Raw genomic sequence first — 20,644 nt, forward strand, 5'->3', positions numbered from 1 at the left:
TCAGCTAGTCTTAATTATCGAGATCACATTTCACCCGGCGTCGGATGGATCGCTTATCCGGCCGGTTACGAATCTCCTGTACCATGACGCTATATAAATAAGTTATCCTCATCAAGTGCACCGCGTCAGGCCGATGCAGCGATCCATTCCTCGATCATCGGCCGGATCGGTTCGCCCACGAGTTCCAGCACCGGCCCCTGCCCTTTCACCATGTAGGCCATCTGCCCATGCCGATGCCCGGGCGAGGCGCCCGCCGCGATCAACCGCCAGCCCTCGGCCTGCAGCGCCTCCACCTCGGCTCCGACGTCGGCCACCCAGGCGCCGACGTGCGCGGGCGACACCGCGCGCAGCGCCTCGTAGGCGCCGCCCGGAACCATCTCGATCAGTTCGTAGTGAAGCGGCCCCTGCCGCGAATAAGTCACTGTAAGATGCGCCTCGGACCAGCCGGAATCCGGCAACCAGACACGCAGGGGATCGAACTTCCGGATCGGCGCCCAATCCACTGAAAGTTCTTCACCCAGTATATCCATCGATCGACGGATATCATCGACGATCAGACCATGATGATGCAGATTTTCAAAGACTTTCAATTCATCCACTTTCCGTATTATCGCTTGGCAACAACGCATCGCGAATCGCCGAATTCATGAACGGCGACGCCTCTTTTCGGGAGAGAACCGTCATGACCGGCCTGATCGTCGAACACCGTGGCCCCGTATGCCTGCTGACCATCGACCGCGAAGAGGCGCGCAACGCTCTCGACGCGGCGACATCCCACGCGCTTGACGCCGCGATCACGGCGGCCGAGGCCGACCCGGCAGTGGGCGCCATGATCGTCACCGGCACCGGCACCCGCGCTTTCTGCGCCGGCATGGACCTCAAGGAAGCCGAGCGCATCGGCGCCGGGCACGGCCTTATCCCCGGACGCGGCTTCGGCGGCATCACCGAACGCCGCCGCACCAAGCCGCTGATCGCCGCGATCAACGGCACGGCCGTCGCGGGCGGGTTCGAGATCATGATGGCCTGCGACATGGTCTTCGCCGCCGAACACGCGCTGATGGGCGTGAGCGAGGTCAAGCGCGGCCTCTTCGCCTTCGCCGGCGGCATCCAGCGGCTGGCGGCGCAAGTCCCGCGCGCCACCGCGCTCGCCATGATAATGACCGGCGAACTGCTGCCCGCGCGCCGGCTTTATGACCTTGGTGTCGTCACCGAAGTGGTGCCCGGCGAACGCCTGCTGGACCGCGCGCTGGAAGTGACGCAGGCGATGCTGGCGAACAGCTGGCAGGCGATCAACAACGGGCGCGAACTCTACGAACTGTCCACCGGCATGGACACCGCGCAGGCGCTTGCCGTCGGCAACGCCTGGGGCAAGGCCACCCTTGCCAGCGCCGATAGCCGCGAAGGCATCGCCGCCTACGCCCAGAAGCGCGGCGCCCGGTTCGGCCAGGCCTGATCGACCCTCCCCGCAAGGCTGCATAATTACAATCACTGTTGACTGTTTTATCGTGCCGGAGGTAGGATCGCAAGCATCACATCGACAGAATCAAACATTCATGTCTGTTTTTTGATTAGGTCTGGCCGGGCCCGGACATCGGGACGATAGGCAAGGGAGAGAAGGCCGATGCTCGATCTGGTCACAGATCAAACCCCCGGGAACGATTTCGCGCGCATGGATTACGAGCGCGATCGCAAGGGCCCGCCCGAAGGGTTCCCCAAGCTGCCCGACATCCCCGGCGCGCGCTATACCGATCCCGAATTCCTGCGCCTCGAACGCGAGATGATGTGGGACAAGGCGTGGCTCTATGCGGGCCACACCGATCAGGTGCCAAATCCGGGCTCCTGGTTCCTGACCCGCAATTCGGGCGTCCCGATCATCGTCGCGCGCAACCTGAAAGGCGAGGTCAAGGCGTTCTACAACACCTGCCAGCATCGCGGTGCCCCCCTCGTCACCGAGGAAGCGGGCGAAGGGCGCGGCTTCGTCTGCGGCTATCACGGCTGGAGCTACACCCTCGACGGCAAGCTGACGGCGGTGCGCGACAAGCGCGACTTCGTCGATTTCGACATGTCGTGCCGCTCGCTGGTGCAGGTGCGTTGTGAACTGCTGGGCTCGCTGATCTTCATCAACCGCGATCCCGAGGCGCAGCCGCTGATGGAGCACATCGGCCCGATGGCGGAGCAGCTCGAACAGTTCGAGCTTGAGAAGCTGCGCCTCGTGGACAGCCGCAGCTACGAGGTGGACTGCAACGTCAAGGTCCTGCTCGACGCCTTCCTCGAAGTCTACCACATCAAGTCGATTCACATGAACACGGTGGACCGCTTCCTCGATCACCGCGCTATGATCATCACGCTCTGGCCGAACGGCCACAGCCGCATGGCGACGCCGAACCGGCGGCCGGACTGGGTCGATCCCGGCACCGTCGGGATGCCGGAGATCCCCTCGATCACCGAATTCCCGGCGAAGAACAATGTCAGCTACCAGATCTATCCCAACTTCATCATGCCCCCTGCCCCCACCGGCATTCCGATCCTCCAGTTCTGGCCGATCGGCACCAAACGCACGCGCGTGGTTTCAAGCTGGCTGGCGCCCGGTCACGATCCCGAGAACCCGCATCCGCTCTGGCCCATGCGCCTGAGCAACTGGGAGCGGATTCTCTACGAAGACCTGCAATATGCCCCGCAAATCCAGGAATCGCTGGAAAGCCCGGGATTCAAGGGGATGCCGCTGAACTATCAGGAGCGCCGCATCTACCACTGGCACGAGGAACTCGACCGCCGCATCGGGCTCAACCAGGTTCCCGGGCACGCCCGGGTCGAACAGGTGCTCGGCGACTGGGTCCAGAGGGACTGACCAAAAAAGAACCTGTCGGGAGAGAGAATACATGGCCGGACTGGCTGGAAAGGTCGCCGTCGTCGTCGGCGCGGCGAACCGGGACAACATGGCGCAAGTGATCGCGCGTCGCCTCGCCGCCGATGGCGCGACGGTCATCGTTGCAGGCCGCAGGGCTGAGGAACTGGAGCGCCTCGCGTCCGAGATCGGCGGGCTGGCCGTCTCCGGCTGCGACATGACTGACGAGGACGCCCTCGCTCGCCTTGGCGACACCGCGAAGGCGGCCTACGGCGGCATCGACATCGCCGTGAACGCCACCGGCTGGGGCCTGCTGAAACCCTTCCTCGACACTACCAAAGCCGAGATCGAACGGATGACCGCTCTGCAGTTCACCGGCGCGATCCTGTTCTACCAAGCGATGCTGCGGGTGATGCGTGACGGCGGCTCGCTGATCCAGATCAGTTCGGCCACCGCCTCGATCATGCTGGAGGACCACGCCGCCTACATGGGCACCAAGGCCGGTGCCGACCACGTCATCCGCTGCGTCGCCAACGAATTCGGCCATCGCGGCATCCGCGCCAACTCGGTCGCGCCCGGCTTCACGGCCACGCCGATGACCGAGAAAGCCGCCAGGAACAATGCGATAATCGATACTTTTGCCAAGGAGTATCCACTCGGCCGGGTCGGCACCAGCGAGGATATCGCCGAGGCCGTCTCGTGGCTCGCCAGTGACGCCTGCTTCATGAGCGGGCAAGTGCTGCAGGTGAATGGCGGCCTCACCTTGCGCCGCAATCCAACGAACGCCGAGATTGTTTCGGCGGTCAAGGCGGCCAAATCCGCAGTGGGTCAGGCGGCATGATCCGGGGCGTCCATCATCTCGCCATCTCGACGCCGGACCTCGAACGGTTCGTCGATCACTACCAGCGCTGGTTCGGCTTCGAGCGGGCGGGCAAGAAGGGCGGCTGGCAACCCGGCAACACGCGCATCGACACGATGGTCGGCCTCACGGACAGCAGCGCCCGCTACGAGATGATCCGGCTGGGCAACCTGCATATCGAGGTTTTCGAATATGCGAGCAACGACCCGCAAGTGGTCCACCCACGCATGTGCGACCGGGGAATCACGCACTTGTGCCTCTACTGCGACGACGTGCTCGCCGAGTACGAACGGCTCTCGGGCCTCGGCATGGAGTTCAACTGTCCGCCCGGCGGCTCTGCGGCGACGCGGGCGACGTATGGCCGGGACTGCGACGGCAACGTCGTGGAACTGCTGCAGATCGTCGATCCGGACTGCGGGTTCGCCTTCGATAAGCTGGCCGTGGCATGATCGCTTCGCATCCCGGACTTGCTCGGGGGCCGTGGGCGGTCTTTAGGTCAGTGCTGGCGGCGGGGGCTTCGACAAGCTCAGCCTGAGCGGAATTGAGAGCTTTACCTTAACCGCGCTCACCCTGAGCTTGTCGAAGGGTCAGGCTGAGCTTGTCGAAGCCCCCCGCGTCACACGGCCCACGGTCCCGGAGCAAAGTCCGGGATGATGAAACTGGATGGACTGCTTGCCTGACACCAACCCCGATATCGACGATCCCGAACTCGAACGCCGCCTCGCCTATGCCTTCGAGGAAACCGGCCCCGACAGCTTCCGCGTCGCCCCGGTCCCCAGTGGGCTGCTGCGGCTCTACGGCGGCATGGCGCTGTCGCAATGCCTCGCCGCCGCGCGGCTGACGGTGCCGCACGACAAGGCGGCGCACAGCCTGCACGCCTACTTTCTCCAGCCCGGGCTCATCGACCGGCCGGTGGACTTCGCCGTCACCCGCGAAAGCGACGGACGCAGCTTTTCCAACCGCACCGTGCGCATGACGCAGGACGGCGCGCCGATCATCAACCTGATGGCCTCGTTCAAGGCGCCCGAAGCCTCGGGCCGCCACGGCTTCCCGATGCCCGACGTGCCCCCGCCCGAGGGCCTCACCAGCCTGGCCGAACTGGTGGCGGCCTACGGCGACCGCCTCCCCGAACGCCACCGCCCGTTCTGGCGCCGCCGCCAGCAGGTGGACTGGCGCCCGATCGGCCTGTTCCCCTTCGACGAGCGCGATGTGCGCCCGGCGGCGCGCGACTTCTGGTTCCGCTTCAACGGCACCGTGGACGGCCCGCCGGATGTGCAGCAGCGCCTGCTCGCCTATGCGACGGACCTGCACATCTTCCACACGGCGCTGGGGCCGCTGGGCATCGGCTGGGCCAACGACTTCCTGCAAAGCAGCAGCCTCGACCACGCGATCTGGTTTCATGATGACTTCCGCGTGGACGAATGGATGCTCTACGCGATGGACAGTCCCGCCGCGACCGATGCGCTGGCGCTCGGCCGGGGCAACATCTTCCGCCGCGACGGCACCCTCGTCGCCACCGTCAGTCAGCAGGGCCTCGCGCGGATGCTGGACCAGAAACGCGAAGGAAAGCTGTGACTTCCGAGCCGTTCGTCCCCGCCAGACCCCATCGCACGTTCGAAGACCTCGAACTGGGCGAGTTCCGCCGCTCCTCGCCGCGCACGGTGACGCAGGATGAAATCCTGGAATTCGCGCGCAAGTACGATCCGCAATGGTTCCACACCGACCCGGAAAGCGCCGCGCAGTCGGTCTTCGGCGAAGTGGTGGCGAGCGGCATCCACGTCCTCGCGCTGTGGCGGCAGATGGACCACGAGATAAACTGGGACATCGACTGGGTCTGCGGCGTGGGCTGGGACGAACTGCGCTTGAAACGCGCGATCCGGGCCGGCGACACGATCCACGTCACCAGCGAGATCGTCAGCCTTGAACCCTCCAAGACCCGCACCGATCGCGGCACGGCGATGACGCGCTACGCCGTCGTGCTGGAGGACGGGACCGAGGCGGTGACGTTCACCAGCATCAACCTGGTCTACACGCGCGGCGCGCGGGAGCGGATGGCCGGCACCGCGCGCTAGAAGCGCGGGTGCCGGGCCACCCCCTCATGGCTCTGTAACCGAGGGGGCTTCGACAAGCTCAGCCTGAGCGGTGTGGAGAGCAGTTTTTCAGGTCCCGCTCAGGCTGAGCTTGTCGAAGCCCCCTCCGCCACCTACCGCCGCTGATCGAACCGCCGCCCGAGCATGGCCCCGGCTATATTGACCTTCTGGATATCGATCGCCCCGCCCGCGATGCCCCAACCCCACGAGTCCCGCAGGCGGCGCTCCATCGGGAACTCCTTGGAGTAGCCGTAAGCGCCCATGAGCTGCATCGCATCGCCCGTCACCTCGCGCGCGATGGTGTTCGCGAAGCACTTGCCGGTGGAGCTGTGCAGCACCGAAGGCAGCCCGTCCTCGGCCAGCGAGGCGGCGCGCCAGATCAGCAGGCGGGCGGCCTCAATCTTCATCTGCATCTCGGCCAGCTTGATCTGCACCGCCTGGAATTCGGCGATGGGCTTGCCGAACTGCTTGCGCTCCTGAACGTAGACGCTGACGTCCTCCAGCGCGCCCGATGCCTGCGCCAGCGACATCGTGGCATTGCCGCAGCGTTCGAGGTCGAAGGCTTCCATCAGCTTCTTGAAGCCGCCGCCCGCCTGCACGATGATATTGTCGAGCGGCACTTCGCAGTCGTCGAAATTGATGTCCGACGACGGCACGCCGCGAAAGCCCATCAGCTCCTCGTTCGGGCCGAACGAGATGCCGGGCGCGTCCTTTTCCACCAGCACCGCGCCGATGCCCTTTGCGCCCGGATCGTCCGAAAGGCGGCAGTAGACGACATAAGCGTCCGAGTGGCCACCGCCCGAGCACCAGCGCTTGGTGCCATTGATGATCAGCTTGTCGCCCTTGACCACGCCCTTGGTCTTGAGGTCGGTCAGCGCGCTGCCCGCATCCGGTTCGGACATGGAGACCGCCACCACCATGTCACCCGAGCAGACGGCCGGAACCACGCGCTTCTTCAGCGTGTCGGACCCGAAATGCTCGATCGCGCGGACCGGGCCGACCGAGCTTTCGAAGATCGGAAAGCCGACCGCCGAGGAAATCTTGCCGAATTCCTCCAGCACGATCAGCGCCTCAATGTTGCCGAGACCCAGGCCGCCAAGTTCGCTCGACACGTTGATGCCCAGGAAGCCCATCTCGGCATAGCGCTTGACCAGCGCGCGGCTCGGCGGCTTGTTGTCGCGCTCCAGCTCGGCAGCGATGGCGGGCAGCTCGGCGCGGGCGAAGGTGCGGGCGGCTTCCTGCAGTTGGAGCTGGTCTTCGGTCAGCTTGAAGTTCATCGTTTCTTTTCCGTCAGAGCAAATGGGGCTGTTCGATGAGGTTCGCGAGCGCGGCCATGAAGCGGCCACCGTCAGCCCCGTCGATCGCACGGTGGTCGCACGACAGGGAGAGGTGGAGCACCGGCACGATGCGGATCGCGCCGTCGTCGTCGATGGGCTCGGGCCGGGCGGTTCCGACCGCCAGAATCGCGCCCTGCGGCGGGTTGATGATGGCGTCGAACTGTTCGACCCCGAACCCGCCGAGGTTGGAGAGCGAGAAGCTGCCGCCGGTGAATTCCTCCGGCTTCAGCTTGCCGCTGCGGGCGCGCTGGGCGAGGCCCTTCATCACACTCCCGATCTCGGCCACGGAGAGATCGTCGGCCCCGAAGACGATCGGGGTGACGAGGCCCTTCTCGGTCGCCACCGCCACCGCAACATCGGCCGAGCCGAAGCGGTGGATGTCGTTGCCGTGGACCTGCACGTTGACGGCGGGCACTTCCATCAGCGCCAGAGCGCAGGCCTTGACGATGAAGTCGTTGACGCTGGGCTTGTCCGACCCCAGCGAAGTGCGCAGCGCCAGAAGACGGTCCGCACGGACGCGGCGACGTACGTAGAAGTGCGGGATCTGCTGCTTGGCCTCAGTGAGCCTGCGCGCGATGGTCCGGCGCATCGAGGACATCGGCATGACATCGACATTGCCCGATGCCGGACGCGGTGCGGACGCTGCCGCGACGGGGGCCGGGGCCGCGCTGGCGGGCGCCGGAGGGCGCGCGGGTGTCGGGGCGGCCTGCTGGACGATCGCCAGCACGTCGTCACGCCGCACTTTGCCGCGCGCGCCGGAGCCCTTGATCGTGGCGAGGTCCAGCCCGTGCAGGCTGGCGAGACGCCGCGCGACGGGGGTGGAGAGGACCGGGCTTTCCGGCGTCGCCGCAAAAACGCCAACCAACTGCGGCTGCGCCTCCGGCCGCGCGGCCTGATGCACGTCCTGCGCGAAGATGCGGCCGCCCCTGCCCGTGCCGGTGACGGTCGCCGGATCGACGCCAAGGCGCTGCGCCTCCGCCAGCGCGGCGGGGCTGATGGCAAGGCCCTCGGGCACCGGCGGCGCGGCGGGCGTAGCGGGCCTTTCCGGTTCCACGGCAGGTGCGGGTGCGGGTGCAGCATCGTCACCATCAGGCCCGAAGCCACTTTCGGACGGCCTGAACGCCGCGATCACCGCGTCGATCTCCGCCGCGCTGGCTTCGTCGCCGTCGCTCAGCACCGCCAGCAGCGCGCCGACCGGGTAGGTCTGCCCGGCTTCGGCGAGGATGCGCACGAAGCGGCCGTCCTTTTCCGCTTCGATCTCGTTGGTGATCTTGTCGGTCTCGACAAGCGTGAGCACAGCGCCGCGCTCGAACGGGGCGTTTTCGGCCACCATCCAGTCGGCGATCGTGCCTTCCGCCATTTCGATGCCCCACTTGGGCATCGTGAAGGGAGTGAGTTTGGCCATGTGCCCTCCCCTCAGCGGAAGGCGAGGACGCGGCGGACCGCTTCCTCGATCTTCTGCGGCGAAGGCACCCAGGCGCGCTCCAGATTGCGGGCGAAGGGGATCGGGCTGTGCGGCGCGGTCACCATCGCGGGCGGGGCCTTCAGGCTGGTGAAGGCGCGCTCGGTCACCATCGCGGCGATGTCGGCGGCGAGGCTGCAGCGCGGCGGGCTTTCGTCCACCACGACCAGACGGCCGGTCTGCTCCACCGATTCCAGGATGGCGTCCTCGTCAAGCGGACTGGTGGTGCGCAAGTCGAGCAGGTCGATGCCGATACCGTCCTTCGCCACCGCATCCGCCGCTTTTTCGGAAAAGTTCACCATGCGCCCGCAGGCGACCACGGTGACGTCGCCGCCCTCGCGCACCACGCGCGCTTCGCCGAAGCGCTGGCGGTGATCGCCCTCGGGCACTTCGCCCTTCACGCCGTAGAGCGTCTTGTGTTCGAAGAACATCACCGGGTCGTCGCCGCGCAGCGCTTCGGTCAGCAGGCCCTTGGCGTCGGCCGGGGTGGTGGGCAGCACCACCTTGAGGCCGGGCATCGCCGTCAGCATCGCATAGACCGACTGGCTGTGCTGCGCCGCCGTCTGCATCCCCGCGCCGTAGACCAGCCGCACCACGGCGGGGCACTTGGTCTTGCCGCCGAACATGTAGCGGAACTTGGCCATCTGGTTCCAGATCTGGTCGAGGCTGACGCCCACGAAGTCCGCGAACATCAGTTCGGCCACCGGCCGCTTGCCCGAGAGCGCCGCGCCCGCCGCCGCGCCGATGATGGCGCTTTCGCTGATGGGGGTGTCGATCACGCGCTCCGGCCCGAACTTCTTCCAGAGCCCCGGGCTGGTGCCCCAGATGCCGCCGATCGCCTCGGGGCCGCCGGCGGTGCCGTTGCCGCCCACCACGTCCTCGCCCAGCAGGATGATGTCGGAATCGCGTTCCATTTCCGCGTGCAGCGTCGAGACGATCGCCTCGCGGATGTTCATGATGGCCATCTGCGGTTCCTCAGTAATATTCGACGTAGACGTCGTCGGCGACGGTGGCGGGATCGGGCTGCTCGTCGGCACGCGCCTCGGCCACGGCCTCCTCGATCAGGGCGAGGACTTCGGCGTCCACCGCATCGAGATCGGCGTCGGTCAGCAGCGCGGCGCCGGTGACGCGGGCGCGGAAGGCCTTGAGGCAGTCCCGCTCGGCACGGATGCGATCGAGTTCGCCCTTGCCGCGATAGCGCTGCGGATCGCCTTCGAAGTGGCCGTAGTAGCGCTCGGTATCCAGCTCGATCGCGGCGGGGCCATTGCCGGCGCGGACATATTCGAGCAGCTCGGTGAAGGCCGCATAAGTCTCGAAGAAGTCGCAGCCATTGGCCCGCCAGGCCTTCATCCCGAAGCCCTCGGCACGGCTGGCGATGTCCTTGCTGGTGCCCACGGCGTAGGCATCGCCGGTATGCTCGGAATAGTGGTTGTTCTCGAAGACGAAGATCGCCGGAACCTTGGTCACGACGGCCAGGTTCATTGCCTCGAAAGTGGTGCCCTGGTTGCAGGCGCCGTCGCCGGAGAAGGTGACGCCCACCCTGCCCTTGCCGTCGATGCGCGCGGCGATCGCGGCGCCCACCGCCTGCGGTGCACCGCCGCCGACGATGCCGTTCGCGCCTAGCATCCCCACTTCGAGGTCGGCGATGTGCATCGAGCCCGCACGGCCCTTGCAGAGACCTCCGGCGCGGCCGTAGATCTCCTTCATCATGCCCTTCACGTCGCAGCCCTTGGCGATGCAGTGGCCATGGCCGCGATGGGTGGAGACGATCTTGTCGTCCACGGTCAGCTGGTCGCAGATGCCCACGGCAACCGCTTCCTGCCCGGCATAGAGGTGCGTGAAGCCGCCGATCTCTCCGGTCTTGATCTCTTCGTGCAGGCGTTCCTCGAATTCGCGGATGGTCTTCATCCGGCGATAGGCGCCCAGCAGTTCGTCGCGGTTCAGTTGCATCGCCCGCTTCTCCCGTGAATTGATATTACAGGTCGGCGGGCTGCTTGCCGTCGCCGTAGATGTAGTCGTCCAGCACCTTGTGGAAGTGGCGGATGCGCAGTTCCTGATCGCCGATGTGCAGGCCCGGGAAGAAGTCCGACTGCATGCCCGTCTGCACCGTCGGCAAGTTGAAGGCATCCTGATCGAGCACCTGACCGATGGTCTTGTCGCCATGTTTGAAGCGCTGGTGGCGGACCCGCTCGGGCCACTCCTCGCCCTCGGGGACGAGGCCGAACATCCAGATGTCGTAGTACATCTTGTTCGGATCCGTAGCGTGCGGGCGCTGGCGGAACAGCATGACGTCGTCCGCGTGGACGTTCACCGACACGTTCGGGAAGATCGTGTAGTGATAGTCGTCGGTCAGTTGCTCGTCATTGAGTTCGGAATAGTCCTTGCCCTGCGCTGCGCCATGCTCGCGCTTGAACAGTTGCACGTCGCGGCGGATGTCGGAGACGCGGCCTTCGTACTCGGCCGGGTCCATTCCCGCATGCACCATGATCTCGTGGATCGCGGGCGGAATCTGGCTCGGCATCGCCACGCGCGGGGATATCGCGGCGAAGGGGATCAGGTAGCGGTTGTGCTTCCCGTAGCAGTCGATCTGCACGTTGACATCATCGAGATACCACTTGAGCTGCGGGTGGATGCCCTGGACGTGATACGTCTCACTGAAGGCATCGACCGAGGTTTTCCAGTTGCAGTCCCACTCGACGGTGATGTCGCGCATCCACGCCATCCGCTCGGGATGATAGGGTTCGAGGTGGCGCTTCAGCGGATCGATGAAGTCGTCGAACGGCTCGACGTTCGGATCGAGCGAGAACCACACGAAGCTGTTCCACTCGATGCAGGGCAGCGGCGTCAGCTTCATGCCGTCCGGGCCGCCTTGCACGAAGGTGCACAAGTCCGGGATATGCTCGAGCTTGCCGTCGAGGCCGTAAGTCCAGTGATGATACATGCACTGGAACTTCTCGGCATTGCCGCGCCCCTCGGGACGCAGGCGGTTGCCGCGATGGAGGCACAGGTTCGGGAAGGCCCGGATCGAGCCATCCGCCTGCCGGACGATCAGCACGGATTCCTTGCCGATATCGGTGCAGATGTAGTCGCCCGGTTCCTTAAGATCGTCGGAGCGGCCGCCCAGCAGCCACACCTTCGTCCAGACCCGCTCCCACTCCAGCTTCATGAATTCGGGCGAGTAATAGCGCGCGGCCGGGATTATGTCGGTGCCCAACTCCGGATCGGGCGCACGCTCCGTCGGGGTGCCGTTGCCCACGGACTCGGGATCGACGCGAAACACGTCGACGACGCGCTTGACGTCCATCGACGCCCGGTCCCAGCCCATGACATGCGGCTTCATCAGAAGTGCGTCCTGTTGGTGAAGCCCCCGTCGACGACGAGGTGCGATCCGTTGCACCAGCTGGCCGCGTCGCTGGCGAGGAAGGCGATGGCCTTGGCCACTTCCTCCGGTCGGCCGAGGCGGCCCGAAGGCTGCTGGCGAAGCTGGGAAGCGTAGAACTTCTCCATCGTGCCCTTGATCATGTCCCAGTTGCCGCCCTCGAACTCGATCGGACCGGGGGAGACGACGTTGACGCGGATGCCGTTCTTGCCGTGCCACAGCGCCAGCTGCTTGCCCCAGGTGACGAGGCTGGCCTTCATCGCGTTGTAGGCCTGCGGACCACCCATCGCCTCGCCCACCGAGGTCGAGCCGAGCAGGACGATCGCGCCGCGCTGCTGCTCGGTCATCTTTTCGATCACGCCCTCGACCGCGCGGACGACGCCCATCACATCGGTCTCGAAGGCGTTGTACCAGTACTTCTCGCTGCCCATGCCCCCGCCGGCCGAGGTGAACGGCACGAGGATATCGACGCCGTCGAGCGCCTCGATCGCCCAGTCGATCCAGGCCTTGTATTCCTCGGGCTGCTTGGCGTTGACGGCCTTGCCGACGACTTTGGTGCCGTACTTCGAAAGGTTGGCGACGGCGTCCTTGACGCTGTCCTCGCTGCGCGCGGTGAGCGCGATGTCGCAGCCCTCGCGCGCCAGGACTTCGGCCACCGAGTAGCCGATGCCGCGCGCCGCGCCGACGAGGATCGCCTTCTTGCCCGCCAGTCCCAGATCCATTCGCTTCTTCCTTGTTCCGTATGGCCGCGGAGTCGGAGTGCGGCCTTGAAGTCTTGAGAGGACTGTAAGCCCCTCGCCCCGGACGATGCAATAAAAAAGACAATCACGACTGCCTTTTTTATTTTCGGTTTCAAACCGCCTGCAACTCCGCGATCAGCCTTTCGCGCAGGCGGAACTTCTGGATCTTGGAGGTCGACATCGGCCACTCCGCGACGAAGCGCACATGACGCGGAATCTTGAAGCTGGCGATGCGGCCCTTGCAGTGGTCGATCAGTTGCTGCTCGCTGGCGCTCTCGCCCTCGGCGAGTTCGACGAAGGCGGCAGGGACTTCGGAGTAGCGGTCGTCCGGCAGGCTGACGACCTGCGCCAGCTTCACCGCCGGATGAGTCTGCAGCATGGCCTCGATCTCCGCCGCCGCGACGTTCTCGCCGCCGACCTTGAGCATGTCCTTGGTACGGCCATGGAACATGACGTTGCCGTCCGCGTCGATCGAGCCGATGTCGCCGGAGAAGAACCAGCCGCCCCGGATGGCCTCGGCGGTCTTTTCGGGGGCGTTGTAGTAGCCCTTGAGGATGTTCGGGCCGCCCAGCACGATCTCGCCCTGCTCTCCCGGCCCGCAATCCTCGCCGGTTTCGGGATCGACGATGCGGACCTTCCACTCGTCGAGCGGCACCCCGCAGCGGCCGGTGCGCACGTCATAGCTGTCGGAAAGACGGCTGGTGGAGACGGTGCCCGCGCCTTCCGTCAGCCCGTACGTACCGACCTGGATGGTGCGGGGCATGGCCTCGGCCACCGCCAGTTTGATCCATTCGGGCTGGACCGCGAAGTTGGAGTTCATCACCCGCAGCTTCGACAGGTCGGTATCCTTGAAGGTCGGGTCGGTGATGAGGTCCTGCATGATCGTGACGAAGCTGGGATAGGCGATCGTCGCGCCCTCCTTGCCCAGCATCGCCAGCCCTACCCCGGCATCGAAGCGCGGGATCGTCATGTAGACGCCGCCAAGGTCGAGGATCATCGTCATCGGCAGGATGCCGGCGATGTGGAAGATCGGCAGCGGCGACCAGACCTTGTCCTCGCCGGTGCATTCGTAGCGCACACCGAGATTGCGGCTGTTCGCCACTTGCGCGCGGTGGCTGATCATCGCGCCCTTGGGATTGGCCGTGGTGCCCGAAGTATAGAGGATCATCGCCGTATCCTGCGGCGAAACGGCATCGATCCGCGCATCCACTTCGGCCTCGGGCGTCTCCAGCCCCGCCCCCAGCGCCGCGCGGGCGGAAACAAGGTAAGGCGCGCACCGGTCGTCGAGGCACACGATGCTGCGCAGGCGGGGGGCCTCGGGCAAGGCAAGCGCCCAGGGATCCTCCGCCTGCGTCAGCGAGGGCAGCGCCGCTTCGAGACGTGCGCTGAAATCGAGACCGTCGGCGACTTTGCCGATGGTGATGATCGTCACGAGATCGGCGTCGGCGGCGACGAAGCCCAGTTCGCTCGCCTGATACCGCGCGTTGACCGGCACCGCGACGGCGCCCGCCATGGTTATGCCGTAGAACGCGGTGATGAAGTCCACGCAAGTCGGCAGCAGCAGACCCACGTTGTCGCCGGGCTTCACGCCCATCGCCACGAACGCCCGCGCCCAGCTGCGCGCCGCCTCGTTCAGTTCGGTGTACGTCAGCCGCCGGTCCGGCAGCACGATCGCATCCCGGTCCCCGAACTTGCCTGCCGAGGATCGCACCATCTCGCCCATAGTCAGGATCGGCCTATCGCCCATTCCCGCTCTCCCATGTCCTGTGCTCTTATCAGATCGCGCGGCAAAGCACCCGATCATGCGAACTGTGTTTGACGCCAGCTTATCAAGCGGCGGGAAAAATACAATCAGTCATGTCTGTTTTGTTTACAGGCGCAGCAAGGTGATGCCAGCGGGGCGATATCCGCAGGAATGGCCGCGATCCGGGTCCTTCGGGTGCTTGCCTAACGGGCGGTCCAGAGCGTAAGCGGATTGAATCCACAATCACTGCCGACAGCATTTTCCAGGCGAATCACATGGCTCTTTCGCGCACGCGCACCACCCGCACTGCAAAGCCCGCCGCTCCCAAGGCGCCTCCCGCAAAGAATGGCGGCACGACCCTGCAGGCGACCAAGGCGGCACAGACGCGCGCGCGGCTGATCGATGCGACGGTGCGCTGCCTCGTCAAGCACGGCTACGCCAACACCACGACGCCGCGCGTGGCCGAGGAGGCGGGCCTGTCTCGCGGAGCGATGATGCACCACTTCGAGAACGGCGCCGCGCTCATCAAGGCGACGATCATCGAACTGCACGAAAAGCGCCTGCGCGCTTTCCGCCGCGCCGCCGAGAAGCCGGAGGAGCACGACGTCGACACGCTGGTGGAAGTCTACTGGGCGCAGGTCCAGAAACCCGCGTTCATCGCCTTCCACGAACTTGCCGTGGCGGCACGCACCGACAAGGACCTCGGCGCGATCCTCTTCCCGCTGCAGGAGGAATTCCGCGAACGCTTCAACGCGCAGGCCGATGCCCTCTTCCCCGAATGGCGCGATGCCCCCGTCGAGTTCGACATGGCAATGAACCTGTCGCAGACGATCCTCGAAGGCATGGCCATCGCGGTGCAGACCGGCGCCATGGACAAGGCCAAGGTCCCGGCCATGCTCGCGCATCTGGAGAACCAGATCCGTGCCCTGATGCCATGGCACAAGGGCGCCGCCGCCTCGTAAAAACAATCTTGTTTGTCTTTTTGATCGCTCGCCGCTACCGTGGCGGCGGGCAGAGGATCAACGCGGCGCAAGTCGGCCTCTGTCCCGATTCGTGAGGACAAGAGATTTGAACGCGCCCAGCAACTACACCGCGAAAGTGTTCCGCCCCGAAGACGATGGCCCGGACCGTCCGGCGCGCGGCCTCGACGAAGAGGCGCTGCGCCAGCAAGCTACGATCTATCGCGACGACATGCTCGCCGGGCAGACCGTGCTCGTCACCGGCGCGGGCAGCGGGATGGGCAAGGCGGCGGCGTTCCTCGCGGCGAAGCTGGGCGCAAACGTCGCGATCTGCGGGCGCGACCTGGAAAAACTGCAGACCACCGTGGACCTTGTGCGCGAAGAAGTCGGCAGGGAAGTCCTCGCCGTGCCGACCAACATCCGAGATCCCGAAGGCGTCGAGGCGCTGATCGCCACCGTCCACGACCATTTCGGCGGGCTCGATACGCTGGTCAACAACGCGGGCGGGCAGTTCCCGCAGGACGCCATAGACTTCACGCGCAAGGGCTGGCTGGCGGTGATCGACACCAACCTCAACGGGACCTGGTGGATGATGCAGGAAGCCGCCAAGCGTTGGCGCGAGGACGGCAAGCCGGGCAACATCGTCAACATCGTCGCCAACGTCGAGCGCGGCATGCCGCAGGCGGCGCACACCTGCGCGGCGCGCGCGGGGGTGATCTACCTGTCCAAGACGCTTGCCACCGAGTGGTCGCAGTGGAACATCCGCGTCAACTGCATCGGCCCCGGCGTGATCGAGACCGAGGGCTTCCGCATGTACCCGGAAGAAGCGCTCAAGCGCTTCCACAAGGCCAACCCGATGCGGATGCGCGGCAATGCCTGGGACGTGGCCGAGGCGATCGCCTACCTCGCCTCCCCGGCGGCGCGGTTCATCAATGGTGATCTCATCATCATGGACGGCGGGCAGGCCCAGTGGGGCGTGATCTGGCCCGCAGGAATGCCGGAATACTTCAGCGAGGATGGGGCGGCGTGACTGCCGCCCTCCGCCCTCGCCGATCGTCATTGCGAGCGTAGCGAAGCAATCCAGGGCAGCATGAAACCGCCCTGGATTGCTTCGCTACGCTCGCAATGACGAAGCGTTATAATAGTAGGAGAGATGAATGGGCCGGGTTGAAGGCAAAGTCGCGCTGGTCACCGGCGGCGGCTCGGGGCTGGGAGCGGCGGACTGCAAGGCGCTCGCCCGTGAAGGCGCCACCGTGGTCGTCACCGACGTGAAGCTGGAGACCGCGCTCGCCGTAGCCGACCGCATCGGCGGCGGCGCGCTGGCGATGGCGCTCGACGTGGCGGACGAAGGGCAGTGGATCGCCGTCATGCAGGAGATCGAGGCGCGCTTCGGCAGGCTCGACGTGCTGGTGAACAACGCAGGCGTGGTGCTCAGCGCCGACGTCGAGGATACCACGCTCGAACAGTTCCGCTGGGTCAGCGCGATCATGACCGACGGCGTGTTCCTGGGCTGCAAGCATGCGATTCCGCTGATGAACAAGGGGAGCGGCGGCTCCATCGTCAACATGAGTTCGACCGGCGCCCTGCTCGGCTATCCGATCTTCTTCGCCTATTCCGCCGCCAAGGGCGCGGTGCGGGCGATGACCAAGTCGGTCGCGGTGATGTGCCAGGAAAAGGGCTACAAGATCCGCTGCAACTCGGTGCATCCCGGCGCGATCGAGACGCCGATGGTGCAGACCGCCGAAGGCCGCCTCGACAAGCCGAAGGAAATCCCGGACGGCGTCCTGCCTCCCGGCACGCCGGGCCATCCCAAGGACGTGGCGGCGCTGGTGCTGTTCCTCGCCTCGGACGAATCCCGCTTCATCACCGGCGCGGAGCTTGTCATCGACAACGGCGTGACGATCAGGCCGTTCTGACCGGTCAGAGCAGGAGCGGCTGCCCTTCCTCCATCGCCAGCAGCCAGGCTTTCGCCTCGATGCCGCCGGCGAAACCAGTGAGGTTGCCGCTCTTGCCGATTACCCGGTGGCACGGCGCGATGATCGAGATGGGGTTGCGCCCGTTCGCCGCGCCGACCGCGCGGCTTGCACCCGGAGTGCCGAACCCGCGCGCGATCTCGCCGTAGCTGCGCGTTTCGCCGAAGGGGATTTCCAGCAGCGCGGCCCAGACTTTGCGCTGGAACTCCGTGCCCCGGAAATCCAGCGGCAGATCGAACACGCGTCGCCCGTCCGCGAAGTATTCGCGCAGCTGTGTCTGCGTGGCCGCTAGAACCGGATGCTCTTCGTCGATCAGCAGGCCGAGGGGAACCCGGTCCGGCCGATCATTCTCCCACAGCACCGCGACCAGCCCGGCGTCGCCGCCCACCAGCGTGAGTTCGCCCACCGGCGACGGCATCGTGCGGCGATAGAGAGGCTGTTCCATCCGCGCCTCCTTGCCGCCGCCGCGCCGGGTGTCAATCCGTCAGAGGATCATAACCGGAACATTTGTGCCATCTAACCTTCCAGCCAACGGTCCAGTTCGACATGGAAATGCCTTAGCCGCGCTTCCTGCTCACCCCAGAGCGGGCCACGGAATCCCCGCGAACGCGCGCCCGCCTGAACGATCGGCAGCAGGTCGGAGTCCTGATCCAGAACCTCGCCCATGCCTGGCGGTTCACCGAGCCCGGTATGGACCACCTCGGGCCGCGTCGCGCCCGTCACGTCGACGTCCGCGCCCAGCCCCATCCAGCCCGGCGCGCCATAGCCGGGCGCATCGACGTGACGGTAGAGAATGGTGGTCTCATACGTGAACTGCTCCGGATCGCCGGCGTGTGGCTTGAAGCGATGGAGGAACACCGCCTCGGGGTGGCAGCCGATCTGGGTATTGGGAAATATCCCGAAGATCGTCGCATCGGTCAGCTGCGCATCGGAGAAGTGCGAATAGTCCAGCCCGATCCGCGCCGCCCGCTCCCGCTTGGCATGGGCCACCGCGGCGCGGCTTTCCATGGCGGTGCCGGTGAAGCTGTCCGGATCGACGCCCGCGTCAGCCAGCAGCATGGCGATGCCGGGATTGATCCTCTCGTGATCCGGGAAGTGCGAGTTGGGCTGGGCCATCGGCACGAACTGGCGAGAAAGGCCGTGCGGGAAGAGGTCGATGTGCGTGCGGTCGTCGATCACTCCCATCGTCTGCGGATGGATCGCGTGGAGGTGATAGCTCTCGTAGAAAGCGTCGATCCCGCCCTTCCAGTTCGCCGCCCAGTCCGACCGGCGATGCTGGACGACGTGCATCCGGTCCATGCCGTAAGTCTCCAGCATCGGCAGGATCGGTGCAAGGAACTCGGCCAGCGGCCGCGCGCCTTCGTCCATGTTGATGAACACGAGGCCCGCCGCTTCCTCCGCACGAACCGAGGTCAGGTCGGTGCCATGGCAGAGCACTTCGGGGCGGAAGGTCTCGGCGTCGGTCACCTTCTGGTTGTGCCCGTCGATCCCGTAACGCCACGAGTGAAACGGACAGGTGAAGCTGTCCTGGCTGCCCATCTCTCCGGTGACGAGGCGGCTGCCCCGGTGCGGGCACACGTTGTAGTGCGCCGCGACCGAGCCGTCCGCCTGCCGCACGACGATGAAACTTTCGGGGCCGGTATCGAACTTCACCCAGTCGCCGGGCTCGAGAATGTCGCTCGACGGGGCCGCCAGCAGCCAGGTGCGGGCGAAGACCTCGTCCCATTCGCGGGCGAAGAATTCGGGCGAGGTGTAGCGCACGGGATCAGGGCGCGCGGTGCCGTTGTCAATCGCCGGGGCGGCCTGGTCGAAGGGGTGGTCGGAGCCCTTGTGGACGGTCCAGCTGCGCGGATCGTAGTTCATACGCCTGCCTCCATCCGGCGGTCGAGTTCGGCGTGGAAGTGGCGCAGGCGGCCTTCCTGCTCGCTCCACAGCGGTCCCCGGAAACCGCGCGAGCGGGCGCCCGCCTGCACGATGGGCAGGAGATCAGAGTCCTGGTCCAGCACTTCGCCAAGCCCCGGCGGCTCGCCAAGGCCGGTGTGGACGATCTCGGGCCGGGTGGCGCCGGAAAGGTCGGTGTCCTCGCCCAGCCCCATCCATGCCGGAGCGCTGTAACCGGGCGCATCGACGTGGCGGTAGAGGATGCAGGTGTCGTACGTGAACTGGTTCGGATCGCTCGCGTGCGGGATGAAGCGATGGAGGAAGATCGCCTCCGGGTGGCAGCCGATCTGGGCATTGGGAAACAGGCCATAGACCACGGAATCGCTGAGCTGGCTGTCGCTGAACCGCTCATAGCCGAGCCCGAGGTCTGCGGAACGGCGGCGCTTGGCCACCTGCACCGCGCGGCGCGTCTCTGCGGCGGTGCCGTTGTAAGTCTCGGGATCGATACCTGCATCGCGCAGCATCGACTGGATGCCGGGGTTAACCGTCTCCTGATCGCCGTAGCGCGCGGCAGGCTGCGCGAAAGGCACGAACTGCCTCGAGAGACCGCCAGGCCAGAGGTCGATCTGCGTGCGGTCGTCCATCAGGCACTGCGTCTGCGGGTGGACGGCATGGAGGTGGTAGATCTCGGCGAAGGCATCCACCCCGCCCTTCCAGTTCGCGCCCCAGTCCGAGCGGCGGTGCTGCACCACGTACATCCGATCGATGTCGTAGAGTTCCAGATGCGGCAGGATCGGCGCCAGCCATTGCTTCAGCGGCTCGATCTGCGGGTCCATGCAGATGAACACCAGCCCCACCGCCACCTCGCAGCGTACCGAAGTGAGATTGCGGTCGTGGCAAAGCACTTCGGGCCGGAACGTCTCCGGATCGGTGACCGCGACGTTACGGCCCTCGAGGTCGAACTTCCACGAATGGAACGGGCAGGTGAAGCGGTCGAGCGAGCCGAAGTCCGCAGTCACCAGACGGCTGCCCCGATGCGGACAGACGTTGTAGTGCGCATGGATCGCGCCGTCGTCGCCGCGCACGACGATGAAGCTCTCGGGACCGACATCGAAAGTGAAGAAGTCCCCCGACTCCGGAATGTCGGAAGCAGGTCCGGCGAGCAGCCAGCTCTTCGCGAAGACCTTCTCCCACTCCTCGCGCATGAAGGCGCGGTCGTGGTAGCGGCACGGGTCGGGCCGCCCGGTGCCGTTGTCGATCGCGGGCGACACCCGCGCGTTGAACGGATGCGGCGTGCCGACGTGGATGTTCCAGTCGTCGAAATCGAGCTTCATCATGGTCATCCCTCTCCTCTGGGATCCACCGGGCGGCCGTC

At 65.9% G+C, this 20,644-nt stretch carries 20 protein-coding genes; 9 read left to right on the forward strand and 11 right to left on the reverse strand.

The window, feature by feature from the left end; translation table 11 throughout:
• Positions 1 to 125: 125 nt before the first annotated feature.
• Positions 126 to 629, reverse strand: coding sequence for a VOC family protein (locus tag V2S85_RS14075; protein ID WP_330703472.1), 504 nt, complete (start codon positions 627 to 629; stop codon positions 126 to 128).
• A gap of 53 nt (positions 630 to 682) precedes the next feature.
• Between V2S85_RS14075 and V2S85_RS14080 the strand changes: the two genes are divergently transcribed.
• The 6 genes from V2S85_RS14080 (at position 683) to V2S85_RS14105 (ending at position 5,776) form a co-directional block, all read left to right on the forward strand.
• The gene (locus V2S85_RS14080; protein WP_330703473.1) at positions 683 to 1,453 is read left to right on the forward strand and encodes an enoyl-CoA hydratase/isomerase family protein; all 771 of its coding nucleotides are present in this window, start codon (positions 683 to 685) and stop codon (positions 1,451 to 1,453) included.
• 168 nt (positions 1,454 to 1,621) lie between these two features.
• Entirely contained in the window at positions 1,622 to 2,848 is a 1,227-nt protein-coding gene (locus V2S85_RS14085; protein WP_330703474.1) for an aromatic ring-hydroxylating dioxygenase subunit alpha, read from the forward strand.
• 31 nt (positions 2,849 to 2,879) lie between these two features.
• On the forward strand, positions 2,880 to 3,686 hold the full coding sequence (locus V2S85_RS14090; protein WP_330703475.1) for an SDR family oxidoreductase: 807 nt from the start codon (positions 2,880 to 2,882) through the stop codon (positions 3,684 to 3,686).
• Positions 3,683 to 4,153 (forward strand): VOC family protein, encoded by a 471-nt coding sequence (locus V2S85_RS14095; protein WP_330703476.1) that lies wholly within the window; start codon positions 3,683 to 3,685, stop codon positions 4,151 to 4,153. The genes V2S85_RS14090 and V2S85_RS14095 overlap by 4 nt, the downstream gene beginning before the upstream one ends.
• A gap of 214 nt (positions 4,154 to 4,367) precedes the next feature.
• Positions 4,368 to 5,279, forward strand: a complete 912-nt coding sequence (locus tag V2S85_RS14100) for an acyl-CoA thioesterase (protein ID WP_330703477.1) — start codon at positions 4,368 to 4,370, stop codon at positions 5,277 to 5,279.
• Positions 5,276 to 5,776, forward strand: a complete 501-nt coding sequence (locus V2S85_RS14105) for a MaoC/PaaZ C-terminal domain-containing protein (RefSeq protein ID WP_330703478.1) — start codon at positions 5,276 to 5,278, stop codon at positions 5,774 to 5,776. The genes V2S85_RS14100 and V2S85_RS14105 overlap by 4 nt, the downstream gene beginning before the upstream one ends.
• A gap of 131 nt (positions 5,777 to 5,907) precedes the next feature.
• Here V2S85_RS14105 and V2S85_RS14110 read toward each other — a convergent pair whose 3' ends face one another.
• From V2S85_RS14110 to V2S85_RS14140, 7 genes are all read right to left on the reverse strand, one after another.
• Positions 5,908 to 7,071: an acyl-CoA dehydrogenase family protein gene (locus V2S85_RS14110; protein WP_330703479.1), complete on the reverse strand. Its 1,164-nt coding sequence runs from the start codon at positions 7,069 to 7,071 to the stop codon at positions 5,908 to 5,910.
• 13 nt (positions 7,072 to 7,084) lie between these two features.
• Positions 7,085 to 8,536 carry a dihydrolipoamide acetyltransferase family protein gene (locus V2S85_RS14115; RefSeq protein ID WP_330703480.1) on the reverse strand — a complete coding sequence of 484 codons (1,452 nt, stop codon included), beginning with the start codon at positions 8,534 to 8,536 and terminating at the stop codon, positions 7,085 to 7,087.
• Between the two features lie 11 nt (positions 8,537 to 8,547).
• Positions 8,548 to 9,558 carry an alpha-ketoacid dehydrogenase subunit beta gene (locus V2S85_RS14120; protein WP_271182926.1) on the reverse strand — a complete coding sequence of 337 codons (1,011 nt, stop codon included), beginning with the start codon at positions 9,556 to 9,558 and terminating at the stop codon, positions 8,548 to 8,550.
• A 10-nt stretch (positions 9,559 to 9,568) separates the two neighbouring features.
• A complete protein-coding gene (locus tag V2S85_RS14125) occupies positions 9,569 to 10,543 on the reverse strand; it encodes a thiamine pyrophosphate-dependent dehydrogenase E1 component subunit alpha (RefSeq protein WP_271182927.1) in 975 nt (324 codons plus the stop codon).
• A 25-nt stretch (positions 10,544 to 10,568) separates the two neighbouring features.
• On the reverse strand, positions 10,569 to 11,933 hold the full coding sequence (locus V2S85_RS14130; RefSeq protein WP_330703481.1) for an aromatic ring-hydroxylating dioxygenase subunit alpha: 1,365 nt from the start codon (positions 11,931 to 11,933) through the stop codon (positions 10,569 to 10,571).
• Positions 11,933 to 12,694, reverse strand: coding sequence for an SDR family NAD(P)-dependent oxidoreductase (locus V2S85_RS14135; protein WP_008830392.1), 762 nt, complete (start codon positions 12,692 to 12,694; stop codon positions 11,933 to 11,935). Before V2S85_RS14135 ends, V2S85_RS14130 begins: the two co-directional genes overlap by 1 nt.
• A 130-nt stretch (positions 12,695 to 12,824) precedes the next feature.
• Positions 12,825 to 14,459, reverse strand: coding sequence for a class I adenylate-forming enzyme family protein (locus V2S85_RS14140; protein WP_330703482.1), 1,635 nt, complete (start codon positions 14,457 to 14,459; stop codon positions 12,825 to 12,827).
• 272 nt (positions 14,460 to 14,731) lie between these two features.
• Between V2S85_RS14140 and V2S85_RS14145 the strand changes: the two genes are divergently transcribed.
• The 3 genes from V2S85_RS14145 (at position 14,732) to V2S85_RS14155 (ending at position 17,331) form a co-directional block, all read left to right on the forward strand.
• Positions 14,732 to 15,418, forward strand: a complete 687-nt coding sequence (locus tag V2S85_RS14145) for a TetR/AcrR family transcriptional regulator (protein ID WP_330703483.1) — start codon at positions 14,732 to 14,734, stop codon at positions 15,416 to 15,418.
• A 106-nt stretch (positions 15,419 to 15,524) separates the two neighbouring features.
• On the forward strand, positions 15,525 to 16,445 hold the full coding sequence (locus V2S85_RS14150; RefSeq protein ID WP_330703484.1) for an SDR family oxidoreductase: 921 nt from the start codon (positions 15,525 to 15,527) through the stop codon (positions 16,443 to 16,445).
• Positions 16,446 to 16,572: 127 nt separating this feature from the next.
• Positions 16,573 to 17,331, forward strand: coding sequence for an SDR family oxidoreductase (locus V2S85_RS14155; protein WP_330703485.1), 759 nt, complete (start codon positions 16,573 to 16,575; stop codon positions 17,329 to 17,331).
• A 4-nt stretch (positions 17,332 to 17,335) separates the two neighbouring features.
• On the opposite strand, the gene V2S85_RS14160 is transcribed toward V2S85_RS14155, so the two are convergent.
• The 3 genes from V2S85_RS14160 to V2S85_RS14170 all read right to left on the reverse strand — a co-directional run bounded on the left by V2S85_RS14160 (position 17,336) and on the right by V2S85_RS14170 (position 20,603).
• Positions 17,336 to 17,833, reverse strand: a complete 498-nt coding sequence (locus tag V2S85_RS14160; protein WP_330703486.1) for a methylated-DNA--[protein]-cysteine S-methyltransferase — start codon at positions 17,831 to 17,833, stop codon at positions 17,336 to 17,338.
• Between the two features lie 71 nt (positions 17,834 to 17,904).
• Positions 17,905 to 19,251 carry an aromatic ring-hydroxylating dioxygenase subunit alpha gene (locus V2S85_RS14165; protein WP_330703487.1) on the reverse strand — a complete coding sequence of 449 codons (1,347 nt, stop codon included), beginning with the start codon at positions 19,249 to 19,251 and terminating at the stop codon, positions 17,905 to 17,907.
• On the reverse strand, positions 19,248 to 20,603 hold the full coding sequence (locus V2S85_RS14170) for an aromatic ring-hydroxylating dioxygenase subunit alpha (RefSeq protein ID WP_330703513.1): 1,356 nt from the start codon (positions 20,601 to 20,603) through the stop codon (positions 19,248 to 19,250). Before V2S85_RS14170 ends, V2S85_RS14165 begins: the two co-directional genes overlap by 4 nt.
• Between the last annotated feature and the right edge of the window lie 41 nt (positions 20,604 to 20,644).

It is taken from the genome of Novosphingobium resinovorum (assembly GCF_036352595.1).
GTDB classification, from domain to species: domain Bacteria; phylum Pseudomonadota; class Alphaproteobacteria; order Sphingomonadales; family Sphingomonadaceae; genus Novosphingobium; species Novosphingobium resinovorum_B.